Source organism: Pantoea allii, from assembly GCF_046529425.1.
Lineage (GTDB): Bacteria > Pseudomonadota > Gammaproteobacteria > Enterobacterales > Enterobacteriaceae > Pantoea > Pantoea allii.
The window spans coordinates 4054775-4080244 of sequence record NZ_CP125958.1; the positions used below are offsets into that span (position 1 = coordinate 4054775).

Annotated in this window: 16 protein-coding genes, 1 tRNA gene and 1 pseudogene; 9 read left to right on the forward strand and 9 right to left on the reverse strand. The window is 52.9% G+C overall.

Features of this window, described 5'->3' with window-relative positions; genetic code table 11:
- Positions 1-132 precede the first annotated feature (132 nt).
- From QNH99_RS19095 to QNH99_RS19105, 3 genes are all read right to left on the reverse strand, one after another.
- Positions 133-8715: a GH36-type glycosyl hydrolase domain-containing protein gene (locus QNH99_RS19095; RefSeq protein ID WP_410517072.1), complete on the reverse strand. Its 8583-nt coding sequence runs from the start codon at positions 8713-8715 to the stop codon at positions 133-135.
- Between the two features lie 157 nt (positions 8716-8872).
- Positions 8873-9061, reverse strand: a complete 189-nt coding sequence (locus QNH99_RS19100) for a YnfU family zinc-binding protein (RefSeq protein ID WP_410517073.1) — start codon at positions 9059-9061, stop codon at positions 8873-8875.
- Between the two features lie 414 nt (positions 9062-9475).
- Positions 9476-9838, reverse strand: a complete 363-nt coding sequence (locus tag QNH99_RS19105; RefSeq protein ID WP_410517074.1) for a hypothetical protein — start codon at positions 9836-9838, stop codon at positions 9476-9478.
- Between the two features lie 413 nt (positions 9839-10251).
- Between QNH99_RS19105 and QNH99_RS19110 the strand changes: the two are divergent.
- Both QNH99_RS19110 and QNH99_RS19115 read left to right on the forward strand, forming a co-directional pair.
- Positions 10252-10622: pseudogene (locus QNH99_RS19110) on the forward strand (SDR family oxidoreductase); the annotation flags it as partial.
- Positions 10623-11475: 853 nt separating this feature from the next.
- Positions 11476-11661, forward strand: coding sequence for a general stress protein (locus QNH99_RS19115; protein WP_410517075.1), 186 nt, complete (start codon positions 11476-11478; stop codon positions 11659-11661).
- A gap of 251 nt (positions 11662-11912) precedes the next feature.
- Here the strand turns inward: QNH99_RS19115 and QNH99_RS19120 are convergent, their stop codons facing one another.
- The 3 genes from QNH99_RS19120 to QNH99_RS19130 form a co-directional block, all read right to left on the reverse strand.
- Positions 11913-12686 (reverse strand): hypothetical protein, encoded by a 774-nt coding sequence (locus QNH99_RS19120; RefSeq protein ID WP_410517076.1) that lies wholly within the window; start codon positions 12684-12686, stop codon positions 11913-11915.
- A 124-nt stretch (positions 12687-12810) separates the two neighbouring features.
- Complete coding sequence (locus tag QNH99_RS19125; RefSeq protein WP_410517077.1) at positions 12811-14067, reverse strand: tyrosine-type recombinase/integrase; 1257 nt, start codon at positions 14065-14067, stop codon at positions 12811-12813.
- A 163-nt stretch (positions 14068-14230) separates the two neighbouring features.
- A tRNA-Leu gene (locus QNH99_RS19130) sits at positions 14231-14315 on the reverse strand.
- A 231-nt stretch (positions 14316-14546) separates the two neighbouring features.
- Here QNH99_RS19130 and QNH99_RS19135 point away from each other — a divergent pair.
- From QNH99_RS19135 to QNH99_RS19150, 4 genes are all read left to right on the forward strand, one after another.
- Complete coding sequence (locus tag QNH99_RS19135) at positions 14547-15038, forward strand: DUF2501 domain-containing protein (protein WP_410517078.1); 492 nt, start codon at positions 14547-14549, stop codon at positions 15036-15038.
- Between the two features lie 182 nt (positions 15039-15220).
- Complete coding sequence (locus QNH99_RS19140) at positions 15221-15856, forward strand: hypothetical protein (RefSeq protein ID WP_410517079.1); 636 nt, start codon at positions 15221-15223, stop codon at positions 15854-15856.
- Between the two features lie 12 nt (positions 15857-15868).
- The gene (locus QNH99_RS19145) at positions 15869-16537 is read left to right on the forward strand and encodes a MarC family NAAT transporter (protein WP_063878210.1); all 669 of its coding nucleotides are present in this window, start codon (positions 15869-15871) and stop codon (positions 16535-16537) included.
- Between the two features lie 144 nt (positions 16538-16681).
- Entirely contained in the window at positions 16682-18250 is a 1569-nt protein-coding gene (locus QNH99_RS19150; protein ID WP_410517080.1) for an ABC transporter substrate-binding protein, read from the forward strand.
- 284 nt (positions 18251-18534) lie between these two features.
- Here QNH99_RS19150 and QNH99_RS19155 read toward each other — a convergent pair whose 3' ends face one another.
- A complete protein-coding gene (locus QNH99_RS19155; protein WP_096011491.1) occupies positions 18535-19029 on the reverse strand; it encodes a hypothetical protein in 495 nt (164 codons plus the stop codon).
- Positions 19030-19274: 245 nt separating this feature from the next.
- On the opposite strand from QNH99_RS19155, the gene QNH99_RS19160 reads away from it, so the two are divergent.
- Positions 19275-20564: a DUF445 domain-containing protein gene (locus tag QNH99_RS19160; RefSeq protein ID WP_096011490.1), complete on the forward strand. Its 1290-nt coding sequence runs from the start codon at positions 19275-19277 to the stop codon at positions 20562-20564.
- Between the two features lie 610 nt (positions 20565-21174).
- Here the strand turns inward: QNH99_RS19160 and QNH99_RS19165 are convergent.
- Complete coding sequence (locus QNH99_RS19165; protein WP_063878206.1) at positions 21175-22020, reverse strand: BtpA/SgcQ family protein; 846 nt, start codon at positions 22018-22020, stop codon at positions 21175-21177.
- Between the two features lie 29 nt (positions 22021-22049).
- Between QNH99_RS19165 and QNH99_RS19170 the strand changes: the two genes are divergently transcribed.
- Positions 22050-22931 (forward strand): ribokinase, encoded by an 882-nt coding sequence (locus QNH99_RS19170; protein ID WP_410517081.1) that lies wholly within the window; start codon positions 22050-22052, stop codon positions 22929-22931.
- Here QNH99_RS19170 and QNH99_RS19175 read toward each other — a convergent pair.
- A complete protein-coding gene (locus QNH99_RS19175) occupies positions 22924-23874 on the reverse strand; it encodes a substrate-binding domain-containing protein (protein WP_063878204.1) in 951 nt (316 codons plus the stop codon). The genes QNH99_RS19170 and QNH99_RS19175 overlap by 8 nt on opposite strands.
- Before the next feature lie 325 nt (positions 23875-24199).
- Between QNH99_RS19175 and QNH99_RS19180 the strand changes: the two genes are divergently transcribed.
- The gene (locus QNH99_RS19180; RefSeq protein ID WP_410517082.1) at positions 24200-25222 is read left to right on the forward strand and encodes a LacI family DNA-binding transcriptional regulator; all 1023 of its coding nucleotides are present in this window, start codon (positions 24200-24202) and stop codon (positions 25220-25222) included.
- Positions 25223-25470: the final 248 nt, after the last annotated feature.

Genomic DNA, 25470 nt, shown 5'->3' on the forward strand with positions numbered 1-25470 from the left:
GCTACCGTAATCTGAATAAGAACAGTTAAAAGGCCACTCTGATAATTGTCTTTTTAATGCGTTTGCAAAATTCTCAAAAAGTTATCGCAGTGTTCAAAGATACAAGGTTCGCTTCTGGCACAGAGCGGACGGTCAGCGCTGAAAAATATCGACCCTGTGATTTTGTCCATCATCCCGCAAAGGAATGCTGTCATCCGGCAGGAGCGTGCCATCCATAGTCACTCGAGGTTCACCGTCGTGACGAAAAATCCTAATGTAATACTGACTGCCCCCGTGTTGATAGGTCAGGCTGATCGAAGGCCAGTCACTAGGTAAGTGAGTGCGAATAACCAGCGTCTCTCCGTGCCGTTTTATTCCGAGTAACTCTTCAGTCACCAGACGGTAGGCCCAGCCTGCGGAACCGGTGTACCAGCTCCACCCGGCTCGGCCGGTATGAGGTGCAACGCTGTACACATCTGCACTCATCACATAGGGTTCCGCCTTGTAGATGTTAACGCCTTCAGTCTGCAGCGTGTGGTTTACCGGATTGATCATTGACCATAGTTGCCACGCTCGCGCTTTTTGTCCCATCCGGGCAAACGCCATGACCGCCCAGATGGCGCCATGCGTGTACTGCCCGCCGTTTTCCCTCACACCCGGAAGATAACCCTGTATGTAACCGGGATTAGGACCATGACCATCAAACGGTGGCGTTAGCAACTTGATCAATCCAGCATCGTTATCCACCAGATAGCTGTCGAGTGACTGCATAGCCTGCGCACTGCGCACAGGATCAGCTGCGCCGGACAAAACGGACCAGCTTTGTGCAATCGCATCGATCCAGCACGCCTGCGATGCTCTTGTCCCCAGCGGCGTACCATCGTCAAAGTAGCCGCGAAGATACCACGCACCATCCCAGGCGTAAGATTCGAGATTTTTTTGCAGGCTCAGCGCTTCTGAATAGCACAATGCTGCCACGCGTTCATCCTGGCGCTGTTCAGCCAGCGCCGCAAAGCGTTGCAAAATATCGTAGAGGAAAAAGCCGAGCCAGACGCTTTCACCTTTGCCTTCAATACCGACCAGATTCATCCCGTCATTCCAGTCACCTGCACCCATTAGCGGCAGGCCGTGCTGGCCGAAGTTTAGCCCCCGCTCAATCGCTTTTACGCAGTGCTGCCACAACGTCTCTTCGAGGTGGCTGATAACCGGCGTATCATAAACAGATTCTTCGCCGGGCTTGAGCGGACGCCCTTCAAGATAGGGAATCTGCTGCGCCAGCACGCCAGTATCTCCCGTTGTATCCACATAGTGACAAACCGCAAGCGGAAGCCACAGGTAGTCATCCGAACAGCGCGTTCGCACGCCATTACCCTGCGGAGGATGCCACCAGTGTTGCACATCCCCCTCAATAAACTGCCGTGAGGCACACAGAAGGATCTGGCTGCGCAGTCGCTCTGGTGCAACGTGGCTCAGCGCCAGCGTATCCTGCAACTGATCGCGGAAACCAAATGCCCCACCGGACTGATAGTAGCCGCTGCGCGCCATGATGCGGCAGGCTAATGTCTGGTACAGCAGCCAGCCGTTTACCAGCAAATCAACGCTGCTGTCGGGCGTCTGCACAACGACCTTATCGAGCACGTTGTGCCAGAAATGGTGAACCTGATTCAGCGCCTGACGCGCGTTATCCTCATGCAGAAAACGGGCAAGCGTTTCCTGTGCCTGTGCCGGGTTATCGGCCACGCCGAGGACAAAAACATAGGTTTTCTGGTCACCGTCAATAAGGGAGGCTGTCGACTGTAGCGCGGCACAGGGATCAAGCCCGGCTCCCGTTTTACCCGAGAGTCTGCGAAGCGTCATGGCGGCCGGGGCGCGCAGTGAGCCATTACGCCCGATAAACTCGCGGCGGTCGCCCGTGACCGTACTCTGAGGATCGTTAACGGCGAAAAAGGCGGTGCGTTCCCCGCCATTAGTACCGTAAAAGTTATTGGCCATGACCGCACTCCCCCCCGCGAGGCCGGGCGAATGCGTGATGATATGCGCAGCAGAGTGGTTGCGCGTTGCCCCAAGTGTCCATTCAACGTAGCCGGTGACAGACAATTTGCGTGTACGGCCCGAATGGTTGCTGAGCTTCAGTATTGCAAGCTTAACCGGCGCCTGTTCGTCCACCAGGACTGTCAGTTCGCTGTCCAGCCCATTTTCACGGTGGGCGAACACGCTGTAACCAAAACCGTGGCGGGTAAGATAATCGCCCTGACCGCGCACGGGCAGGGTCATGGGTGACCAGCATGCGCCGCTTTCTTCATCACGCAGATAGAATGCCTCCCCGCTGCGATCACTCACCGGATCGTTTTCCCACGGCGTTAAGCGGTATTCGTGCGCATTTTCGAACCAGCTGTAGGCCTGGCCTGCTTCAGAAATCACGCTGCCAAAGTTATCGTTTGCCAGCACGTTTGACCAGGGCGCTGGCGTCGGTTGGTTTTCTCTCAGCAGGATCTGATACTCGCGACCATCCTGAGAAAAGCCACCGTATCCGTTGAAATGGCGCAACAGGTGAGTTTCCGGTATCCAGTCGGCGTGATGATTGCTCTCTGACGTCACCGAGGGCACAAAAGGCCTGACGCGTTTTTTTGTCGCGTGAATACGCTGGTTAAGTTGTTCATTGATGCCGTCAGCGCGATCGTCCAGACTCAGACAGGCCACGCTCATCAGCAACTGCTTGTCTTCGGCAGACAAATGCTCACCGTTACGGACAAAAATCCCCCCGGGTTTATCTAACAGGCTGGCTTCAGAACCGGCATAGATTAAATCCATAATCTGCGTCTGCAGCGCCTGCTGGTAGCCACCAGGACTGTTATTAAGAATCACCAGATCCACCTCCAGCCCTTTCAGTCGCCAGTAGCGATGTGCCTGAATCAGCGTGGTGACAGAAGCAATTTTTTCCTCGCTGGTCAGGCTGATCAGCACAATCGGCAAATCACCTGAGATCCCCCAACCCCACAGGCCCGACTGACCACGTCGGTTTCGGCTGATGGCCTGTTCGTCACCGCGCAGTTCCTGACAGGGATAAAGTACCGCGCTGGCGAGGCGGTTGAACAAAGTTGCGTCATCTTCGCTGGCATTCATCTGCCGTAACACAACCAGACTGTGGGACCAGGCCAGTTCAAACACGCGATCGGCGATAGGATGATCGCGGTATTTTTCCATCAGCGCGAGGCTTTGCTGACGGTTTTCGCTGACGCCAAAAACGATATCAATGGTAACCGGCTGTCCGGGCTGGAGCGTAATCGCGTGGCGTATCGACAGTATCGGATCCAGCACGGCGCCGGACGTGTTGCTGAGCGGTCCATTCATGCAGACCGCCTGGGCATTGGCCGGGCTTTTTCCCCGGCCGATGAATCCCGATCTGTCGGTGTCGAATGAAACGTTCTCTGAACAATCGCCATGCACCACCATCATATGAAACAGGTAAGGGCTCTGTTCATCCGGCGAGCGTGCACGCCGGTGGCACAAAATGGCATCATGCCTGGGATCGGCTTCAGTCTGAATAAACAGGTTGCTGAACGCCGGGTGCGCCTGGTCACTGATGTCCGAGGCAAGCACCACTTCAGCATAGGTCGTCAGCTCGAGTGTCCGTGGGCTTCGGCCTCGATGCATCAGGGTGACACGACGCAGTTCGATGTCATCTTCCGGTGAGACCACAACCCGGGTTTTTACGCTGAGCGAGCCGAGCACGCGCCTGAACTCGGCCCCCGCATCGGTAAAGATGATTTCATCGCTGATGTCCGCACTGGCCCCCAGAGGGTGACAGGTATTGCTCCACACCTCGTCAGTGAGCGGATCCCGGATATAGCAGAACGTTCCCCAGTTATCACGGGTGCTGTCGCTGCGCCAGCGTGACAATGCGATGTTGTTCCAGCGACTGTATCCCCCACCGCCTGGCGTTATCATCAGATGGTAATGCCCGTTGGACAATAATTGTATTTCGGGGGTCGGCGTATCCGGATGCGTGAAGATTCGTGGTTCATAGCGCACAGGCTTAACTCTTCCCTCATGGGATTCAAAATGACGACGCGGGCTGTAGAGTTCGACCTCATCAGGTACGCGCTCCTGTAACAGCAGGCTGGCCGATCTGAACGCGGGACTCGACATGAATCGCCCGGCCATAGGTGCATCAAGCAGCAGATGCCCCAGCGCCTGGAAAGCCATGCCCTGATGGTGCGCCATCCAGGATTGAACAACCAAAAAAAGCTGCCCGGTTGCCAGCCGCGATGGCGTATAGTCCAGCGCTTCATAAAAACCATATTCGCCGCGCGCGCCGTTTTCCTGCAGCCTGAGCAGATTTTCGCAGGCCTTTTGCGGTGAAACCAACAGCGCAAGCAGCGTGGCATAAGGGGCTACCACCATATCATCGGCAAGTCCGCGCCGGAGACCAAGGCCGGGTACGCCAAATGCCTGATACTGATAATTATGTTGAACATCAAACGCATGGTAGCCGGACTCAGAGACGCCCCACGGCACGCCACGCTCTTTGCCCCAGTTTATCTGCCTGATTACCGCAGATTTGCTCATCTCATCCAGCAGACTGCCGTGCCAGATTGGCATCACCAGATTCGGCATCAGATATTCAAACATTGAACCGCTCCAGGACATCAGGGCAGTTTCACGATCGATGGTGGTAAACAGTCGGCCAAGTGCATACCAGCTTTTAAGCGGCAGCTGATTCGTCGCAATAGCGACAAAACTGGTCAGGCGGATTTCTGAAGGCAAAAGATCGTAGTGGCTTTTATCCAGAGTGTTGGTATCGCAGTTGTAGCCCACACTCAGCATGCTGGTCGCCGTGTTATACAGAAACGTAAAATCCATTCGCGCATGGTCAGAGAGACGTTGTTCAAGTTCGCTGATAATCGCCAGTCGCCGCCGGGCCTGGGTCATAACGGCTGTCGGCGCGATAACAGCCTCAAGGGTGATTCCACCAGCCAGCTCACTCAGCGTAGGCAGGGCCTGTGCATGATATGTCACCGGTAGCCAGCCAAGCAGCGTCGTCCATTCATCACAGAGCTGCTGCAGTTGACTGACCAGATGCGCCGTCCAGCGCACCACCACGCGGCTTTCCTCCTGAGACAGCCGGGCCAGTTCGTTGCCGTGCACTTGCATTTTTTCGAGTTCGCTTAACAACTGCCCTGAAGGTAACGATGCAGCATTAAGGCACTGCGTGCGCAGCACGCCCAGGCTGGCTGGCGCGTTATGGCCCCAGTATTTTTCCAGCACATGCAGAGTATCATTCAGCCCCTCCAGTAGGCGTACGCCGTTGACAACGGGCTGATGACGCATGGCTGACAGCCCTTCGCGCAAAGTCAGTAAGTGGCCGGCCATGTTGCCGCTGTCAACGCTGGAAACATAACGCGGGCTGAGTGGCGCAAGCGTGCGGGTGTCATACCAGTTATACAAATGTCCCCGGTAGTGCTCCATCTTATCCAGCGCGTCGAGCGTCTGCGTGATGCGCTGCAGGAGGTCCCCGCCAGAGAGATAACCGAAATCCCAGGCCGTGAGGTTCGCCAGCAAGGACAGTCCGATATTGGTGGGTGACGTGCGATGCGCGATTTTTGGCTCAGGGATCTCCTGATAATTGTCAGGGGGAAGCCAGTTTTCCTGTGCCGTCGCGAAGGTCTCGAAAAACGCCCAGATTTCTCTGCTGGTCTGACGCAGAAGTCGTTTCTGTTGCGGGTCAGGCAGAAACGCCTTACGCGCTGGCGGGCGGCTCAGTCCACTCAATAATAGCGGTGCCAGGCACCATGACAGGCTGATGATCAGGGCTATGGTCAGCCATTGTGGCGCCAGTAACAGCGTCAGGAGCGTGAGTGCCGCACCACAAGCCACATTCAGCCACATTACCCGATAAAAACGAAAGGCAGAAAGTTGGGGCTGAAGGCTGTCCGGACTGTGGCTGGACCATTGCGTCAGGTTGCGCTGGCTGATGCCAAGGCGCCAGAGCGTCACGGCGATCGCATACAGCGAATAGCCCGCCTCATGGGGCAATAAAATAAAATTGAGTCCGATCCGGGAAAGTCGCTTCAGTACCCCCGCCGTAACCAACACAAGATGTTGCCTCAGAGTACGACGATGCGGCTTGTTGGCAAGATCGATAAGGATACAGAGCGCAGCAGGCAGCAGCCAGACCAGGGCCAGAACGCCCAGCCAGTATCCCGGATTCGGCACCCACAGCAGCGCGCTGAACTGCAGCACCAGTAATGCGGGGGCGACCAGGCTGCGGCGCAGGTTATCAAACAGCTTCCAGCGAGAGAGCGCCGACAATGGGTTTTTATCCCGCGTCCCATCTGCTTTTCGGACCCGCAGCTTAAGCCAGTTAAGCAGTTGCCAGTCGCCACGGATCCAGCGCGTACGGCGTGCGACGTCGGACAGATAGTTGTTCGGGTACTGCTCGTAGAGTAAGACCTCACTCAGCAGCCCGGCGCGGGCATAGCATCCTTCCAGAAGATCGTGACTGAGCACCAGATTTTCCGGGCAGGTGTTGGCCGTGGCCTGGACAAAAATATCCACGTCGTAAATTCCCTTGCCGACGAACGAGCCTTCTTCAAACAGATCCTGATATATATCTGAAGACATCATGGAATAAGGGTTATTACCCGGTACGCTGCTGCGCATCGCGGCATAGCGCCCCTGACCGTTACGCGGCATCTCTTCTGCCAGCCCCGGTTGTAAAATACCGTATCCTTTGACGACCCGCTGACATCGCGGATCGTATTCCGGCTTGTTCAACGGATGCGCCATCGTTGCGACCAGCTTATGCGCGGTATCACGTGGCAGGAGCGTGTCACTGTCCAGCGTGATGACATACTTAATCTGTCCGGGTAAGCGGTTCGCGGGCATGCCCGCAACGCTGGAAAATTGCGTGTCTGGATGACGTAACCAACTGTTCAGCAACGCCAGCTTGCCCCGTTTGCGTTCATAACCCATCCAGATCCCCTGCGATGCATTCCATTCAGGCGAGCGGTGGAGCAAATAAAAGCGCTGAAGGCGGCAAGGATAGCGCAGGTTAAGCCGGTGCATTTCTGACATCGCCTGACTGAACAGTGCGCGTTGTTCATCCGTACTTTCAGTCGCAGCGTCAGCAAAATCGGTAAGAAGCGCGAAACAGAGGTTATCATCCTGGTTGCCAAGCCAGCACACTTCAAGGCTTGTTAGAAGTGTGCTGAAGCCTGCGTGACTCGTCAGCATGCAGGGGATCGCCACCAGCGTGGAGGATGTCACCGGAATCCCGTCAGAAAAGTCCATTCGTGGCAGCGGTCGGGGAGTCCGAAAGCGGGTCGTCGCTTCACTGAGTATATCGCTGACCAGCTGACTCAACGCCACAATCAAAGGTAAAGCCAGCAGTAACAACCACCAGGCCATGCCCAGACTCGCTGTGTCATACAATATTGCGGCTGTGGCCGCCGTGGTTAACAGGCTCATGCTCCCAAGCCAGGATAACAGAGGATATCTGTTGAGACTGTGCCGTAAGCGTTTGAGGCCAGAGCTCGCCACTGACAAATGGTGATCTAACTGACGCCGCCCTTCTCCCATCAGATAATATCCAATGTGATGAGAGGGCATGCCCGGTTGGGTTGTTGCTGACAACGCCAGTATGCGGCTTGCCACGTCGGGCTCACTGAGCTGACTTTCCCGGGCCAGAATCTCAATCACATGGCGATAATGATCGCGGGTATCAAAATGCATACAGGAATATATGCCCGCCGGATCGCGACGTAACGTCTGCTCAACCACACTAATATTCTCGGCGAAATCAGCCCAGTTGGTTTCATTGAGCAGGCGTAACCCGGCAATACTGTTGCTGACGGAAAGTTGACTGGCCGCAAGCTGTTGGTTGAAGCGATGGATCAGCAACTCGGTTGTGAGGCCTTGCTCGGCAAGGCGTTGTTCTACCCAGCCCAGGGGTAATGCCAGCGCATTCCCCTGCCCGTGCAGACGACGAACCATTTCTGCGACAAAGGCACTGCTCAGTGGCGGCCGGGAACGCGCCATGTCGGCGATTACCAGAATGAGGTCAGCTGGCGCATGTTCGGCGCATTCAGTCATCCGCGTTATCCAGCTGTCAGCAAGGCTGCGTTCCTGCTGAGCCTGAACCACCTCAATACTGACCCGACGCAGATTTTCAATCAGCGCCAGACGCAACATACCGGGCAACGCCCAGACTTCCCCTAACGTCAGCGGCGTGACCTGTTGGTAGGCGCCGATGTAGCTGGTCAGACTGGCGGTGTCCCAGCGCCCGTCACCATGCGCAACCGCCTCGGTAGCAATATCATAGATACGCGGACAAGGGTGCGAAGACGCGAGTGAAGGAAGACCTTTGCCAAAGCTGGTCGGCAAGTGCTGGCGGACGTTGCGAATTTGCTCCTCAATCAGGTAGTAGTTGTCCAGCAACCACTCCCCAGCGGGCATAATGCTGGTTTTTTTACCGGCGTTAAGCGTGTAACAGTTTTGTGTAATAACGGCTTCGTTATCACTTAATCGTTTGAGCAGGTAGTACGGCATCTTGTCCGGTGACAATTTATGCGTATGCGCCAGCTTTTGTCCATAACGCTCAAGCTGAGGCGTTGAGAAGAGCTCAGGGCGCGGGGTGTTTTCCCCCATAGGGTCATTGAAAGAAAACGATGCGCGCCCAGGCGCTTTTGTCATGATACGGGCGCGGCGAAACCATGCCCCAGGATTTATTTTCATGGTCTTGCTCTCATGCGACATTAACGCGCAGGAGCAGTTGAGAAATCAGTTCAGAAACGTTCTCTCAGGATGGGCGTAAGGCATCAGGGATTTATCAGCTGCGGGTCGAGGTCTTTACGGCATAACAGGGAAGATCGGCGGATCTGAAAGTCAGGTGCTAAGGTAGAGAGACAAAGAGAGATTTACATCCCGGACAAAGCATAGCCTGTTTCAGGCGAATTTTTGAGGCAGGCTGGGAGGAACTTAAACCGCAGGCAGGACAGACTACCGTGGACGGAGCACTCATGAACTTCCTTGCGTAATCGAGAAGAGACATGGTGTTACCCTCTAGAGGAATGAAACTCATACTATCACAGTTGATTAATTTCCAATCGATTTGTTTCGTTGTTACCTGCCTGCAAGTGAGCAGTTAGATAAATTGGGAGGATTATTTAATTTTTCTCCAGGAAAAAGGCGTCATTTTCATAATTTTTCTGAAAAATATTATTGCTTAAAACCTCAGTTTTTTACTGACAGTCAAAGAAAAAGTGCTCGCGACGGTTATTTATGCCTTGTTTTTAAGAGCTTCCGAGAGTATCTACGCTCTAAACAATCAGGGGTGAGACTTCTTTAAGAACTGAAGGATATCTTTTAAATTACATAAAGATAAAAGGCTTACTCCGCTAAAATATTTCGCGCATTAAATTTGTGAATGGGCATAGCATGCTGCATTTTCAGAAGAAGCAATATATTTTCTTATATTTTTTATAAGGATAACTATTCAATCGAAGTTAAGACTGTTGAACACTTCCTCGGCATTTTTCTTGCGTTCTTCTTCTTTGCGCTCTCTTTCAGTGATTTCAGAGGCTATTTGCTTCTGCCATGCAGAATATGCTTCGTCAGCCCGCTTAAGCAAAGCGTTAATCTCATATATCTGGGTTTGAAGTTCACTGAGTTCGCATTCCACTACAACCCAGTTGTCTACAATCCTGATAGGACGCTTCCGGGAAGATTTATTTTGATTGCAAACATTTATAAAGTATTGTTTCCATTCATCTTTAGGCTCGCTATCAAGTTCAAGAAATCTCGAGGTAATGCCTGGAAACCCAATACTTTGAACCTTATCAATACCAACAATTTTCATTTGAGCATCGCTTCCTTTCTGACTTATTTCAGTACTGCAGCATATTCTGATAAGAAAAATAAATCATTACATTTTGTAATGAAGAGAGAGTTTTTCTGTTTTGACACACTATCTGATCCAACTACTTATTGATTAATCAGGTTTAATACCTGGGAATCCGCTTTTGGCGCAGGTTTGCTGCTGCAGCCCTGCCAAACTTAAATCACATTAGACTCAGATATCTTTAATGCATCATCAGCTTCAATAACCAGATAACGAACCTTACTTTCTGGTTTTTATGGCACCGCAAAGGTTGGATAACCCGAAGGCCCTTGACTTTTTTGTAGATCAGATGGTTTTTTTCTTCTCATGGAATAGATGCTATACAGCATTTTTGAGAACAAGCTTTGCTATTCATCCATGAAAAAAATAGTGTTGCCGTGGTATTACCGTCGATGCTGGAGCGCCACAGGGACATATCATTAACATTGCCTCTGTCAGTGCCCTGACGGTTTCACCAACCACAGCAGTGTATTGCGCTACGAAGTTTGCAGTACGTGCTATTTCCGATGGCTTACGTCAGTAAAACAGCCAGCTTCGGGTAAACTGTGTACATCCTGGGGTTGTCAAGAGTGAACCAGCCGACAACATCACCGATCCGACCGCTGCTGAAGTGATGAAAAGCTACCGTGCCATTGCACTGCAACCAGACGATACTGGTCGCGCGGGAAGTTACATTATTGAGCAGCCGGATAATGTGGATGTGAACGAAATAGTAGTCAGGCCTACGCAAACCACAGAGTAATAATCAACGTTGAGCAGGCCACATCCCCTAGTATCATAAATTGACAATATTTCACGGCAGCACTGAGCGAGCTCATGCTGTCATATGCCAGAAGAGCATGACCTGCGGCCCGCTAATTCAACTTAATATGAAATTATCAACGTCCGCTTCTGGCAGTGAGCTCAATCAATGCATGCAACACACCTATTGAACCGCTCTGCTGGGTGGTGGCGTACTGGCTATCTGACTGCGAGGTTAAGAAATATCTTTGATATGTGTGCTTGCGGGAATATGCCGGAGTCTGATTTACGTGCTGAATAAGCAGCTCCCCTGCAGTTCGGTAGAGTCACTCACTACACTCATACTATACATCTTAAAGTAATGAGTGTAATGAATATAATCGTTTCATTAATTAGCCTTAAAAGTGCTTTACTGAAGATGCATATTTAATCCGACATAAAGCCTACCCTGCTGATTTCACCCCCTAAAATTGAAAATAATCCACATAATAAATTTAATTGCAACCCTTAAATATTGAGTATTTCCTTTTATTTTTCGGATTGAATTTAGTAAGATTAATCTCAAAGTGCTATTAGAAAAAGAAATTACATTCAATTTCTTTTCAAATAAATCCTCAATGAAAAATCGGAAAAAATTTTAATTTCAGTGTATTTATAAGGTTATAACCCCTACCTTATTTTAAGCGAAGCGCTTTACCCCTTGAATTAACCATAATGTAAAAACAATAACTTATAGTAAATGATGTTATTATTTGACTATGCGTCGTTAAATACCAAAGTTAAAAATTAAAACATTGAATTTAGCATTTTAAAATTATTTCATATAAATAATGAAGCGAGATAAGGTGATAAACATGGCTGACAATCGAGGCGGAGCAGGTAATTTTGCTGCTGACAGTACCAGAGCAGCTGAAGCCGGCAGGAAGGGGGGGCAAAACAGTGGTGGGAATTTCAAAAATGACCCGAAGCGTGCTGTTGAAGCCGGGAGAAAAGGCGGTAAAATCAGCCGGCGCGGAAGTCTTTCTTCGGAAAATAGCTGATCCCCTCCACTATATGCACTGAACACTCTTCATTTCTTACCTGGTCCAGAGCCATGTTAAAAAGAGCCAGATCACGAACTTTTCCTTTCAGCTCAAGACGGATAAGAATTCCCCAGATATGAGAGATCTGAAGAGGCTGTTTCTGGCCGATAATGCGGCTTTTGTTCCAGGGGGGATGTTGTCATGTTCAATCTCCATCGGGTTAGGAGATGTGATTATGAGTGTCCCGTATGAGCGATCTGCAGACCTTGCTAACAGCGTTCTGTATGAATTAACAGGGAGCAGGTCACTTGCTCTCGATTAAAAATACCCTTAGTAATTTCCTCATGTAGTGAAGGATAATTTTCTTTTAAATCCGTCATGGTATTTTTATAACTAACAATATTATTAAGCAGCTGATTTGAAGCGTTAGTAACTAATGTGTCACTATCTTTTAGCTTTCTAAGCTTACGAGAAATATTATTAACATATTCGCTATCACTTTCTTTCAACAACTGAATTTCTTCTGAAGACACTTCAGGTATGTCAATCTTCAAAATTCTCATCCCGCGATTTATTAAGTCGCTCTCTTCATTTTTTAATGTTTCACGATCCCATATTAAGACTTTAAAGTCTTGATTATCTACATATGGTAACCGTGCGGCTATAACTTCGCTTTCTTTATTAGCAGCGTGAACAACGAGATGCTTAGAGATGTGCCTTGGAACAACTAGCACCCATCGTCTGATTTTTGTATTTTGTAAAATCTTCCTTAAATACCCGTTCTTATCTTCTATGAATTTTGCAATGTCGGTAGTCATTTTATCTCTTTGCTTTTCATAGAGCTTATCTGTAGGGCAGGCTTCATCTGGACAATAAGACTGAAATGCGTTCCCTATAGTGCAATAACCTTCAATACCTGCATCACCGTTGTGCATGTCAGGAATAGGGATATAATTATCTTCGCCATATCTATTTCTCAACAAATCATTAACATGAGACTCCCATTCCTTACTTTCCCAGACTTTATTTCTTGAAATTTCCATAATTTCGCCAGTTCAAAAGCTAAAAATTAATAAATTTTTCTAATCATTATCATTTTACCACCTGGTATTCAAGATTAATCTTATTCAAAAAAAAAATCAAAATAAATTGCATAAAAATCAAAAACTAAATGGCCTTTGCAAAATCATAAGGCATTATGAATTTGGTTTTATTGGCATCTAAAAAGTCAGCCCACCACTGAACCATAAGCAACCGCTCTTCTAAGTGCTCTGATGTATGAATGTAGGCGGCACGAACATTGTTACGCTCGGAGTGGCTCAACTGCCGCTCTATCGCATCATCACTCCATAACCCCGACTCACCCAGCGCACCTCGCGCCATTGTCCTGAAGCCATGCCCGCAAACTTCGGTTTTTGTGTCATACCCCATAGCGCGCAGAGCATTGTTAACCGTGTTTTCGCTCATGACTTTTTTCGGATCGTGATCGCCAGGAAAGAGCCTCTCGTTGTCACCGCTTAACTGCTTCAACTTTTCCAGCAGGGCTAAAACCTGACGACTTAGCGGTACGAGATGCTCCTCTTTCATCTTCATGCCACGATGGGAGTAGCGAACTCCTTCAATCTCTTTACGCTGAGCAGGAATTCTCCATAAAGCTCTTTTGAAATCGAACTCATCCCAACGGGCAAAACGCAGCTCACTGGAACGGACGAAAGTCAGTAATGAAAGCTCTACAGCAATACGGGTCATGATACGCCCACGGTATGTGCCTAGGCGTTCAAGAAATTCAGGGAAACGGCTGAAGGGTAATGCGGGGTAATGGCGAGCCTTGACCGTAGAAAGTGCTCCGGCCATATCAACAGCTGGATTCGATTCAATGTAATCGTTCTGCACGGCATAGCGCATTATCGCCGTAACACGCTGCTGAAGACGCTGAGCGACGTCGTGCTTACCACTGGCATCGACGGCCTTAATAGGAGCTAAGAGCTGGCTGGTTTTTAGTTTACGAATATCTGCCAAACCGATATGAGGGAAAATATACAGTTCAAGATAGCGCAGGATCCGTGAACGATGGTCATCACTCCAGCGCTTGTTACTAGCATGCCATTCACGGGCGATCGTTTCGAAATTATAAGCCCCGGCGTTCTCAGCCTGGGCTTCTTTCTGCTCAGCTTTGGGGTCAATCCCCTGCCTTAACATCTTTTTAGCTTCATCACGTTTAGCTCGTGCCTCAGCAAGCGTCACTGTAGGCCAGACGCCAAAGGCAAGCCGGTCCTCTTTTTTATCGGCTGGACGTCGGTACTTCATACGCCAGTACTTTGCTCCTTTGGCCGTGACCTCAAGGTACAAACCGCCACCATCAGCCATTTTATAGTTTTTTTCTTTAGGCTTTGCAGTGTCGACCTGGCGGGCATTTAGCTTCATTTTGGGGGCACATTTCTTATCGAAGTGGAGATGCCCCCAATTATGCCCCCGCAGATGTCTGGATTGCAACGGATGCGCTCGGACGACGCAGGATGAAATAATAAGTCCGAATATTGATTTTAAAGGTTTTTTGGACTTCCCCGGACGGGGATGGAAAGGATACTGGTGCCGAAGGCCGGACTCGAACCGGCACATCTTTCGATGGTTGATTTTGAATCAACTGCGTCTACCGATTTCGCCACTTCGGCACTGAAGAGGATGCGGAAAACGTTGGGGATTATACCGTTACGTGCCCAGCACGCAACCCAATTCCGCTGTGTTGTGCGCTAAGCGGCGAAAAAACACACGGAACCCGGCAAACCCGCCCTTCCGGGCTGCCAGAATCCTCCCAAACCGCCTTCCCCTCATCATACCGTCGGAACTTTCTCATCCGCACCGCCTCTTAACAGCATGAAGCATAAAACCAAACCGAGGTCGAAATGAAAAAGCGCCATATCCTCTGCGCCATGGCAGCCCTGCTGCTGGCGGGCAATGCGTCAGCCGCAAGCTGGCAGGATCAACTCAGCAGTGCCGCCAACCAGCTTAGCCAGCAAAATAACGGTGCATCCGGTCAGCAGAACGGCGGGCTGTCGATGTCCTCCATTACCAGCCTGCTGAACAGCAACGACAAAGCCATGAGCGCCAACAGCATGACCAACGCCGCCGGCGTCATGCAGTACTGCGTGGAGCACAACGTGGTGAAAAACAACGTGCAGTCGGTGAAGGACCAGGTGCTGAGCAAGCTTGGCCTGGATACCACCGCCGCACAGCAGCAGAAACCGGATTACACCCAGGGCGTGGCCGGACTGCTGAACACCGGCAATGGCCAACAGCTAAACCTGCAAAGCCTCAGCAACTCCCCGATGGGCGAGAAGCTGAAAACCAAAGCCTGTGACGTGGTGCTGAAACAGGGTAAAAACTTTATCTCCTGACCGCCACCTGCCAGCCACGTGCTGGCAGGTCAATCGCCTCTTCCCGCACGGCATTCTCCCCGCGCATTCCCGCCCTGTTTACCGCATGCATCACCCTGAATCCCAACACCTTTAGCCATAAGTTTCCCTTCTTAATGCGTTGAGCGTTATAGTGATGTTTTGATTTGAACAGGACAGCACGCATGAAAGGTATCAACATCGCCATTTACTTCGATCCAGACCTGATCACAGCCTGCGTTAATGCGTCAGAAGGAAGCTTCGTCAATAAAAAGTTCGAGTACGACGACGGCGTGATCGAAGAGATCTACCAGTGGCTCGAAGAGTACGATCCTAACCGCACGCATATCTGTTTGATCGAAAACGAAAGCGCCGAACTGCTGGCCGACGAACTGGTGGATCAGGGCTATCACGTCCACCAGATTACCAGCCACCAAATGCTGACCTGGTTCGCAACCGAACCGCCCTCTTCGCCCGACGGCACGCCGATGCGCGCCATGCTGCGTTATCTGGAGCAGGAACATCCGCGCGAATATGAATCCCGCACGCCGCAGACCGAAGCCCTGATGGAGATGTTCGACGAGTTGGATGCGTTGGAGATGGTGGAAGACAGCGAAGACGAAGACAACCTGCCCGCCGACCTGCTTCGCAGCATGAAAAAGCACAAGATCAGCGCCAGCGATGCTGCACAGCGCCTGATCCCGGATGTGAATGAACGTATCCGCGAGCACCTGATGCAGTACCCGGAGCTGATGACGCCGGAGATCCTGCAAGACTTCTTCCCGGAACTGCTGGAAGCGCTGGAACGTCCGAAACATTAAGCGGGTTAAGGTATGCTGGAGTTAATCAAAGCGATCGGGTTGGGCTTAGTGGTGATACTGCCGCTCGCCAACCCGCTTACCACCGTGGCGCTGTTTTTGGGCCTGGCCGGTGAGATGAGTTTTCAGGAGCGCAACCGTCAGGCGCTGCAGGCGAGCATTTATGTGTTCGCCATCATGATGGTGGCCTGGTACGCGGGCAGCGCGGTGTTGCACACCTTCGGCATCTCCATTCCGGGGCTGCGCATCGCGGGTGGGCTGATCGTGGCCTTTATTGGTTTTCGCATGCTGTTTCCGGCGAAGCCGGTGGGCCACTCGGTTGAAGCCAAACACAAGCACGATGAGCTGGAAACCGCGCAGGAACCGGTGAACATCGCCTTTGTGCCGCTGGCGATGCCCAGCACCGCCGGACCGGGGACGATCGCGATGATCATCTCATCGGCCTCCACGGTGCGTAGCGGGGTAGATTTTCCCGCCTGGGTACTCAACGTGGCACCGGTGCTGACCTTCCTGGTGGTGAGCGTGATTTTATGGATTTCCCTGCGCAGTTCGGGGGCGATCATGCGCCTGGTGGGCAAAGGCGGCATTGAGGCGATCTCGCGCCTGATGGGCTTTCTGCTGGTGTGCATGGGCGTGCAGTTCATCATCAACGGCGTGCTGGAAGTCATTCACACCTTCCACTGACGGCCAGAGCCGCCCGCTGTTGGGCGGCTTATCACCTAAGACAAATCGGCTAAGACGAAACTGGCATAGCTCAGAACAAACCGGCATTTTGACCTGCTCTGGCGCGGGTTAAAGTAGGGTTATCAATCATTAAGGATAACCGCTATGCGCAAACCGCTGCTCCTGCTTACCGCCCTTGCTCTCTCCTCTGCCGCCCACGCGGCGACGCCGAAAGATACCTTCGTGGTCGCCGTGCCGCTGGACGGCATTATCAGTTTCGATCCGGCGGAAAGCTTTGAAACCGTCAGCACCGGCAGCCTGCGCAATATCTATCAGACCTTACTGCAGCCGGACAATCAGGACCCGCAAAAACTGTCCCCACTGGCGGCGCTGCGCTGGCAGCCGGGTAAAACGCCGCACAGCCTGGTGTTTGACCTGAACCCGCAGGCGCGTTTTACCAGCGGTAATCCGTTAACGGCGCAGGATGTGGTGTTCTCCTTAACCCGCGCGGTGAAGCTGAACAAAGCGCCCTCGTTTATCCTAGGGGAATTTGGCTGGACGCCGGAGAATATCGACCAGCAGTTCACCGTCATCAACGACCATCAGGTGGAGCTGCGCTGGCCGGCAGAGATCGGTCAGGATCTGGCCCTGCACCTGCTGACCGCGTCCGTCTCCTCCATCGTTGACAGCAAGCTGGCGCAGTCGCATGCCGCCAACAACGACTTCGGCAATGGCTGGCTGAAAACCCACTCGGCGGGCAGCGCGGCCTATGCGATCAAACAGTTTGTGCCCCTGCAGGCGCTGGTGCTGGAGGCAAACCCCAACAGCACGCAGAAATCGCACCTGAAACGGGTGCTGCTGAAAGGCGTGGCCGATCCGGGCACCCGTCGGCTGTTGATCCAGCAGGGCGATGTGGATGCGGCTTACCAGTTGGGGCCGGATCAGCTTGCCTCGCTGAAAAGCGATCCCAACGTGCACATCGCCGCCTTTCCCTCCAGTCTGATCTACTACCTGGGTTTTAATACCAAAAGCCCGCAGCAGCCTGCGCTGGGCAATCCGGCCTTATGGCAGGCAGCGCGCTGGCTGGTGGACTACGACAGCCTGGCGAATCAGTTGCTGAAAGGGCAATACCGCGTGCACCAGAGCTTCCTGCCGCAGGGTTTTGACGGCGCGCTGGAGACCACACCGTTCCACTACGATGTCGAAAAAGCCAAAGCGATCTTAGCCAAAGGCGGCATTAAGCCCGGCGCGCATATCGCGCTGTCGGTGGTGAATCAGCCGCCTTATATCGATATCGCCCAGGCGCTGCAGTCGAGCTTTGCCAAAGCCGATGTGAATCTGGATATCCAGCCGGTGGCGGAATCGGAGCTGTGGAGCAAAATGCGCAGCCGCAACTTCGAATCCATCTTTACCTACTGGGGCGCGGACTACATCGATCCGAACACCAACGCCAGCACCTTCGCCTATAACGTACCCAACGGCAGCAAAACCCTGGCCTGGCGCGTGGGCTGGGATATTCCCGAACTGAGCGCCCTGACCCGCAAAGCCGCCGGAGAAAGCGATGCCGCGCAGCGTCGGGCCGATTATGTGTCCCTGCAACAGCAGTTACAGCAAAACTCGCCTTACGTGGTGATGTTGCAGGGCAAGGTGCAGGTGGCACTGCGCAAAAACGTGACGCACGCGCAACAGGGTATTGGCGTCACGCTGCTGAATTTTGAAGAGGTGGATAAGTAGAGGTGCAGAAGTCGGGGTTCAGCAGTAAAGGAGCAGACGTCAATCTGAGGGCGGCGGGCAATTCTGCCTGACGCCTTGCCCATTCTCAGAGCTGACGGCGGCGGGCTTTAAATATCTGCGCGCTTTGGACCAGTCTGTCGGCAACCCTGCCAGCGGCATTCGTTGTGCGCCTGGGTAAGCATGGTCCAGCGCCTGTTACTGACGCTGGCCGCGCCCTGTGCGGTGCCCTTCTCAGGCGGTCGCCATCGGTAAAAGTCGGTGGCAGCCAGGCCGCCACCATGCGATTACTTGTGTTTCCAGCTGGTGGACACCGGATTGGTCACGGTGTTCTTTTCCTGCGTGTAAGTGCCGTTCTGCTGGGCGATCGCCTCGCCGGTATCCACAATCGCGTTCTGGATAAACACGTTCTGCTTGTCGCCGCGCACAAAGGTTAACTGGTGGAAGGCGGTTTTATTGCCCCAGTCAGTGGACGGCAGCGAGATAAAGCGCACGGTGAAGGTCTCATCATCGAACTTACCCTGCATCACGTAAACGCCGTAGTGGTTTTCGCCCTGCGAGATGATTTTATAGGTGCCGTTGTCGTAGTAATAAATCTCGGCATCGGGGAAGGGTTTTTTGTCGTACATTTTACGGTAGTGCAGCACCTGCTTGATGGTGGGCTGGCCGAAGCTGACGGTCAGGTTTTTACCATCCGCCGAGGTGGTGAGCCCTTCCGCCTGCGCGGTCACGCCACTCATTAACATCAACAGACTTGCGGTTGCCGTTGCGATTGCTTTCACGTGATTCTCCTGGTCTGGTTCCATGGATAAGATGCGTCAACGTATTGAGACTGCACCCGAAATGTACCCTGGCGTAACTGTTTATCAGAGTGGTAATTTTCACGGTGATTAGTTTTAGGAACAGTCCGATTCGGGGAGCGTTCGCCGAATAACAGGGTAGGATTCAGTACCATTCTGACCTGTGGCGCACGGGCGCAGTCGGGCATTTTTCACTTACTTATCAGGCAAGCTGCTAAGATCAGGATATGGATAAACAACTCGAACTAAAACGGACGAAACGTCTGGCGCTGTCGCTGCTGCTGCTGGCCGCCGCCACCTTTGTGGTCACCCTGTTTCTGCCGCCCAACTTTTACGTTAGCGGCATCAAAGCCATTGCCGAAGCCGCGATGGTCGGTGCGCTGGCCGACTGGTTTGCGGTGGTCGCGCTGTTTCGGCGCGTGCCGGTACCCTTTATCGCCCGTCATACGGCGATCATCCCGCGGAATAAAGATCGTATCGGGGAAAATCTTGGTCGCTTCGTGCAGGAAAAGTTTCTGGATACCGATTCGCTGCTGAACCTGATCCGCCGTCACGATCCTTCTCAGATGTTAGCTTCGTGGCTGAGCGCCCCCGGCAATGCGGATCGGATCGGCCGCCATCTGTTACAGGTGATGCGTGGCTTTCTTGATCTGACAGATGACGCCCGGATTCAGCACTTTATCCGCCGGGCAGTGCACAAGGCGATCGATAAAGTCGATCTCAGTCAGAGCGGCGCGCTGATGCTGGAAAGCCTGACGAAAAACAACCGTCATCAGGAACTGCTGGATGCGGCGGTGGATCAGCTGCTGCGTCTGCTGCATAAACCCAGCACCCGGGAGTTTATCGCCAGCCAGCTGGTGCGCTGGTTGAAGCGTGAACATCCTATCAAAGCCAAAATGCTGCCGACCGAATGGCTGGGTGAGCACAGCGCAGAGCTGGTGGCCAATGCGGTGGATTCCCTGCTGGACGATGTGGCGCTGGATCAGGGCCATGAGCTGCGTCTGGGTTTTAACCGTGCGGTGGATCGTTTGATTGAGAAACTGAAAAACGATCCCGAGATGGCCGAGCGCGCAGAGGTGATCAAAGGCTGGTTAAAAGACGATCCTACGCTCAACCGCTATATCGGTGAACTCTGGGGCGATCTGCGTAACTGGCTGAAAGCCGATCTGAGCAGCGACGATTCAAAAGTGCAGGACAAAGTCCGTCTGGCGGCGCTGTGGCTGGGTGAAACCCTGGCCGCCGATGAAGGGCTGCGCAGCTCCATGAATCAGCATCTGGAAGACGCCGCCCGCAGCGTCGCGCCTGAGTTTGCTGGCTTTCTGACGCGCCATATCAGCGACACCGTGAAAAGCTGGGATGCCCGTGATATGTCCCGGCAGATCGAACTCAACATCGGTAAAGACCTGCAGTTTATCCGCATCAACGGGACGCTGGTGGGTGGCACCATCGGCCTGATTCTCTACCTGCTGTCGCAGATTCCGGCGGTACTGCCGGTGGTAAAAGGCTGGCTGGCCTGAGTTACAACGGCGCTGTTCCTCTTTTCAACCGCATTGTTAAAGGGAGGTGAATATCACCTCCCTTAGGTGCGGCCTGAACGTGATTTACCTGAAGGTCTTCACGATAATTTCAAGCAGTTGCAGTAGCGCAACCATGAGCTTCAGAAATACGCGTGCGATTTCTATCCATCTCATACGCTGACTCCTGTGGTCAGGAGCACTTTCAGCCTGCGTACCTTTCCGCTGCCTGTGACAGGCTGATCAGGTTGATACTGCATGATGTGCCCCAAGAGGTTAAGGCACTGACGGCACCACCCGTTTCAGCCAGGACTTGTCTGTCATGGAATGCCGCTTTCACAACCCGGTGCGGCCTCAGAGCACATCACTATCAACGTGGAAAACCATAACAAAATAACTTTATAGACAAAGCGTTAAGACCCGTTATTACGAGCGCTGCCGCATAACGGCTAAGGAAGAACGAACAATAAAACCTCACCCACTTGCGCTATAGCGGATTTGTTCGTATATTTCAAAACGTTGATACTGCATGGTGTGCACCGCACTTAACCGTGCTGATGTAAACAAAAAACCTCGCCTCACCAGCGGGGTTTTTTGTTGCGCTAAACGGCCACTACGCCTTATCCAGCGCCGCCTGTGCCACGGCCATAAAGTGTTTCACCCTTTCCAGATCCACATCGTTCCACCACACGCCATCCACCTTGAGCGCGCTGGCGACAATCACGCCCTGGGTGCGGCCCAGAATCTGGCAGACATTGGCTGGCGTCACGCCCGAGCCCACCAGCAGCGGCAAGGCGGTGGCGGCACGAATGTCGTCGATCTCGTCCAGGGTGGCGCTGTCGCCGGTGCGCTGTCCGGTGGCGATCACCGCGTCCGCGTCAAAGAAGTCGACATCGCGCGTCAGCTCCTGGATAGAGCGGTCGGCCACAATTGCATGGCTGCCGTGTTTGACATGGCTGTCGGCAAACACCCGGATATGCTCGGCGCGCAGTTGGCTGCGATAGCGCAGGGCTTTGGCGGCAGCGCCTTCTATAAAGCCTTCGTTGGCGATGTAGGCGTTGGCCCACTGATTAACGCGGATAAAATCGGCTCCACCCGCCAGCGCGGTGGCAAAGGCCGGCAGTGCCGCATTGGCTAATACGTTAATCCCCAATGGCACACCGAAACGTTCACGCACTTTTTCCGTGATGACCGCCATCAGGGCGGACGTTTCCGGGCCAATATCCTCGGGTTTTGAAAACGGAATATCGCCGTGGTTTTCAATGATCAGGCCATGAACGCCGCCGCAAATATAATTTTCCGCATCGCGCAGGGCGCGCTCAATTATCGCCTTGACCGGTTTCCCCCGATATTGTGGCGCACCGGGAAACGGGTCACAGTGAATAACGCCAATCACCGCTTTTGGGCGGGAAAATATCGCTTGTATTGCATCATTTTTTCCTGCTGATATAGCAACCATCTTTTCTTCATCCTGTTCAGGGAAACACTATGCGTGTGTATGTGGCCGGAAATATCACTGTCGATGAAACCTGGTCCATTGCCGATATTCCGCTAAAGGGCGCATCCATTCATGGAAATAAAATGTCGCAGGATATCGGCGGCAAAGGCGCGAATCAGGCCATTCTGTTATCCCGCTGCGGCATTGAAACCCATTTAATTGCCGCAACGGGACAAGACAGTAATGGAATATGGATTCGCCAGCAGCTCACGCAGGAGCCGCTTTATTTGCTGCCGGCTGAACCTGTTCACCCCTTTAGCGATACCTCGCTTATTTTAAACAGCGCGGACGGTGACAACGCCATTATTACCAGTACCGGGGCCGCCGAGGCGCTGAGCCTCGACACGATCGTCAGCCATCTGGCGGCGGCTCGTCCGGGCGATATGCTGCTACAACAGGGCAATTTCTCGCCAGAGAAAACCCATGCGCTGTTCCGGCTGGCGAAATCGCGTGGCCTGATCACCGTATTTAATCCTTCGCCAGTCCATGCCGGATTTAGTGCCTGCTGGCCGCTGGTGGATATTGCCGTGGTGAATCAGCACGAAGCCCGGCAGTTGCAGCCTGAAGCGGTAAAAACGTTAGTGGTTACTCACGGTAGCGCCGGTGCCTGGCTGATTCAGGGCACCCAGCGTACGTTTTGCCCGGCCCAGCACGTTCAGGCGCTGGATACCACCGGCGCAGGCGATACCTTTCTTGCGGTGATGCTGGCGTCGGCGCTCATCCGTCAGGTTCAGACAGATAAGTTAGCACTTACTCATGCCAGCCAGGCCGCCGCCATAACGGTGAGTCGCCGTGGCACGCTAAGCGCCTTCCCCTCCGTCAACGAACTCGCCGCGCTGCTGCGTGCAGGCGGCGAGGCATCGGTTACTTAAACATCGCGCGGTAGCTGTCGACGTTAGCTTTGGTCACGACCGTGGCCGGTACCAGTATGGTTTTGGGTACGCTTTTGCCTGCGGTAATCTGGTTCAGCGCCTTCACGGCTTCTTCCCCCATTTTTTTCGGGTCCTGCTGCAACACCGCCGTGACGTAACCGTTATCAATGCCGGTGATAGCCTTTGAGGTCAGATCCCAGCCGAACACCTTGATGTCTTTCTGGCGTCCCTGGTTCTCCACGGCCGCAATCGCCCCCAGTAAGGCCGGTTCGCCGGTGGCATAAATGGCCGTTAAGTCCGGGTTCCCGGTGATCAGGTTCTCAGCCGCCGTCATCGCGTTATCCTGCACGTTCTGACCGTCAACCACATCGGCAACGGTGATGCCAGGATTGCTCTTGATGGTGTCTTCAAAGCCTTTTTGACGCTGGTTTTGGACCGCAGAATTCAGTGCCCCCACAATCCCCAGCCGTGCTTTGCCGCCCATATTTTTTGCCACATAGTCGACAAAATATTTACCGATAATCTTACCGCCTTCCAGATTATCCACGCCCACCTGTGCCGCCTGTGGACCAGCCGGTAATACCGCATCAATCGCAATCACCGGAATTTTTGCGGCAGCCGCTTCTTTAATGGCAGGCATGATGCCGTTCACATCAATCGCGTCCACCATAATGCCCTTTACGCCCTGCTGAATATAATTTTCAATGGCGTCGTTTTGCGATACGGGATTATCGTTGGCGTTAAAAATCACTACTTCTTTACCGCTGGCTTTTGCCGCCTCCTGTGCGCCCTTATTCATCTGATTAAAAAACAGGGCCTGCTGGTTAATCTGTACCAGCGCATAAGTCGGTGCTGCGTGAGCCAAAGAAAAAACAGAACCCGCTGCCAGTAAGCCCGTTGCCAGCGCAACAGAACGCAATTTTCTGGTGTTAAATGACATCATCATAAAATTCCTCGTCGGGAATACGCGATAACCAGTCGATCTCCGCATCGAAATGCAGAGGGATTATTGTTGGCGGGCAAATATCGTAGGAATGGCTTATTCAGCCTGAACCTGAATAACGTCATTTCTGTTCACTGTCCATTATGGTGAACACCTGAAACGGGTTAAGCCGGTTTGGGAGTGACTCCCGGGTAATGCGGTAAACTGACTCTACCATTCTCTTCCGCTCAGATTTTGTCAAGCGATTATTTTATCGCCGGGTCTGGCTCAAAAATACTGTATCCGTTGCGCGTAACTGTGTTACAGATAGCCGATTCTGGGCAACATGGCTGTGGATATGAGTAAAAAACGGGTGCTGTTATCCGATGTAGCGACGCTGGCCGGGCTGTCGAAAGCGACCGTATCCCGCTATATGAATCAAAGCATTATGCTGCCGCAGGACACCATCGACCGTATCGAAGCCGCCATTCGCCAACTGGATTATCGCGGCAACAGCCTGGCGCGCCGTCTGAGCAAGGGCGGCAGCGAAACCTTAGGGCTGGTCTTGCCCGATATTACCAACCCCTTCTTTGCCGAACTGGCCGATGCCGCCGAAGAAGCCGCCTCGGCCCACGGCTACAGCCTGGTGCTGTGTATCACCCGTAACCATCCCGGCAAAGAAAGCCAGTTTATTCGCTGGCTGGATACCTGCCAGGTGGATGGCCTGCTGTTTACCACCAACCACCCGGATAACGGCCTGCTGCGTAAGGAAATTAACCGCCATCAGCGCATCGTGCTGCTGGATGAAGATATTCCCGGCAGCCTGGTGCCAAAAGTCTTTGCCGATAACGTGCAGGGCGGTCGTATTGCCACCGAAAAACTGATCGCTGCCGGTCATCGTCACATCGCGTTTGTGGGCGGGCCGGATGAACTGATGAGCGTGCGCGAACGCTATCAGGGTTTCTGCACCGCCATGAAGCAGGCAGGCCTGGACGTTCCCCCCGAGTGGGTGATGTACGGCGAATACCAGCGCACCTTTGGAGAACAGGCGCTTCAGCATCTGTTCAGCCGGACGCACCGCCCGACCGCCGTGTTTGCCGCCAGTGATTATCTGGTGCTGGGCTTGCTGGATGGCCTGCGCGCGCGCGGGCTGCGGGCTCCCGAGGCGCTGTCGCTGGTGGGATTCGACGACGCCACCTATGCAGATTTTACCCAACCCCGCATTTCCACCATTCGCCAGCCCGCCCGGGAACTGGGCCAGACCGCGGTTAACATCATGCTGCGCATCCTGAATGACGAAGCCGATATCCCCGCCGAAACCCGTCTTGCGGTGGAATGGGTGGCGCGTGATTCCATACAAATTTGCTAACTGCGTCCCAAAATGGCGCAAAAGCGCACAATTTTAGCGCAAATAACGAGCTTTTTAATTTCTCAGCGTTATAGTTAGTAAACCGGTTTACCAGAAATTAACATTTAAATGTGTTTAAAAACAAATGGTTAAACCGCGTGTGTAATGCCTGTGTTGCAGGCTGGCACGGATGCTGCAATAGCGTATCTGGCAAGCAAATATCGTTACAGCGGTTGTTCAGAGGTTATGCATAAAGGCTTTATCTGGCA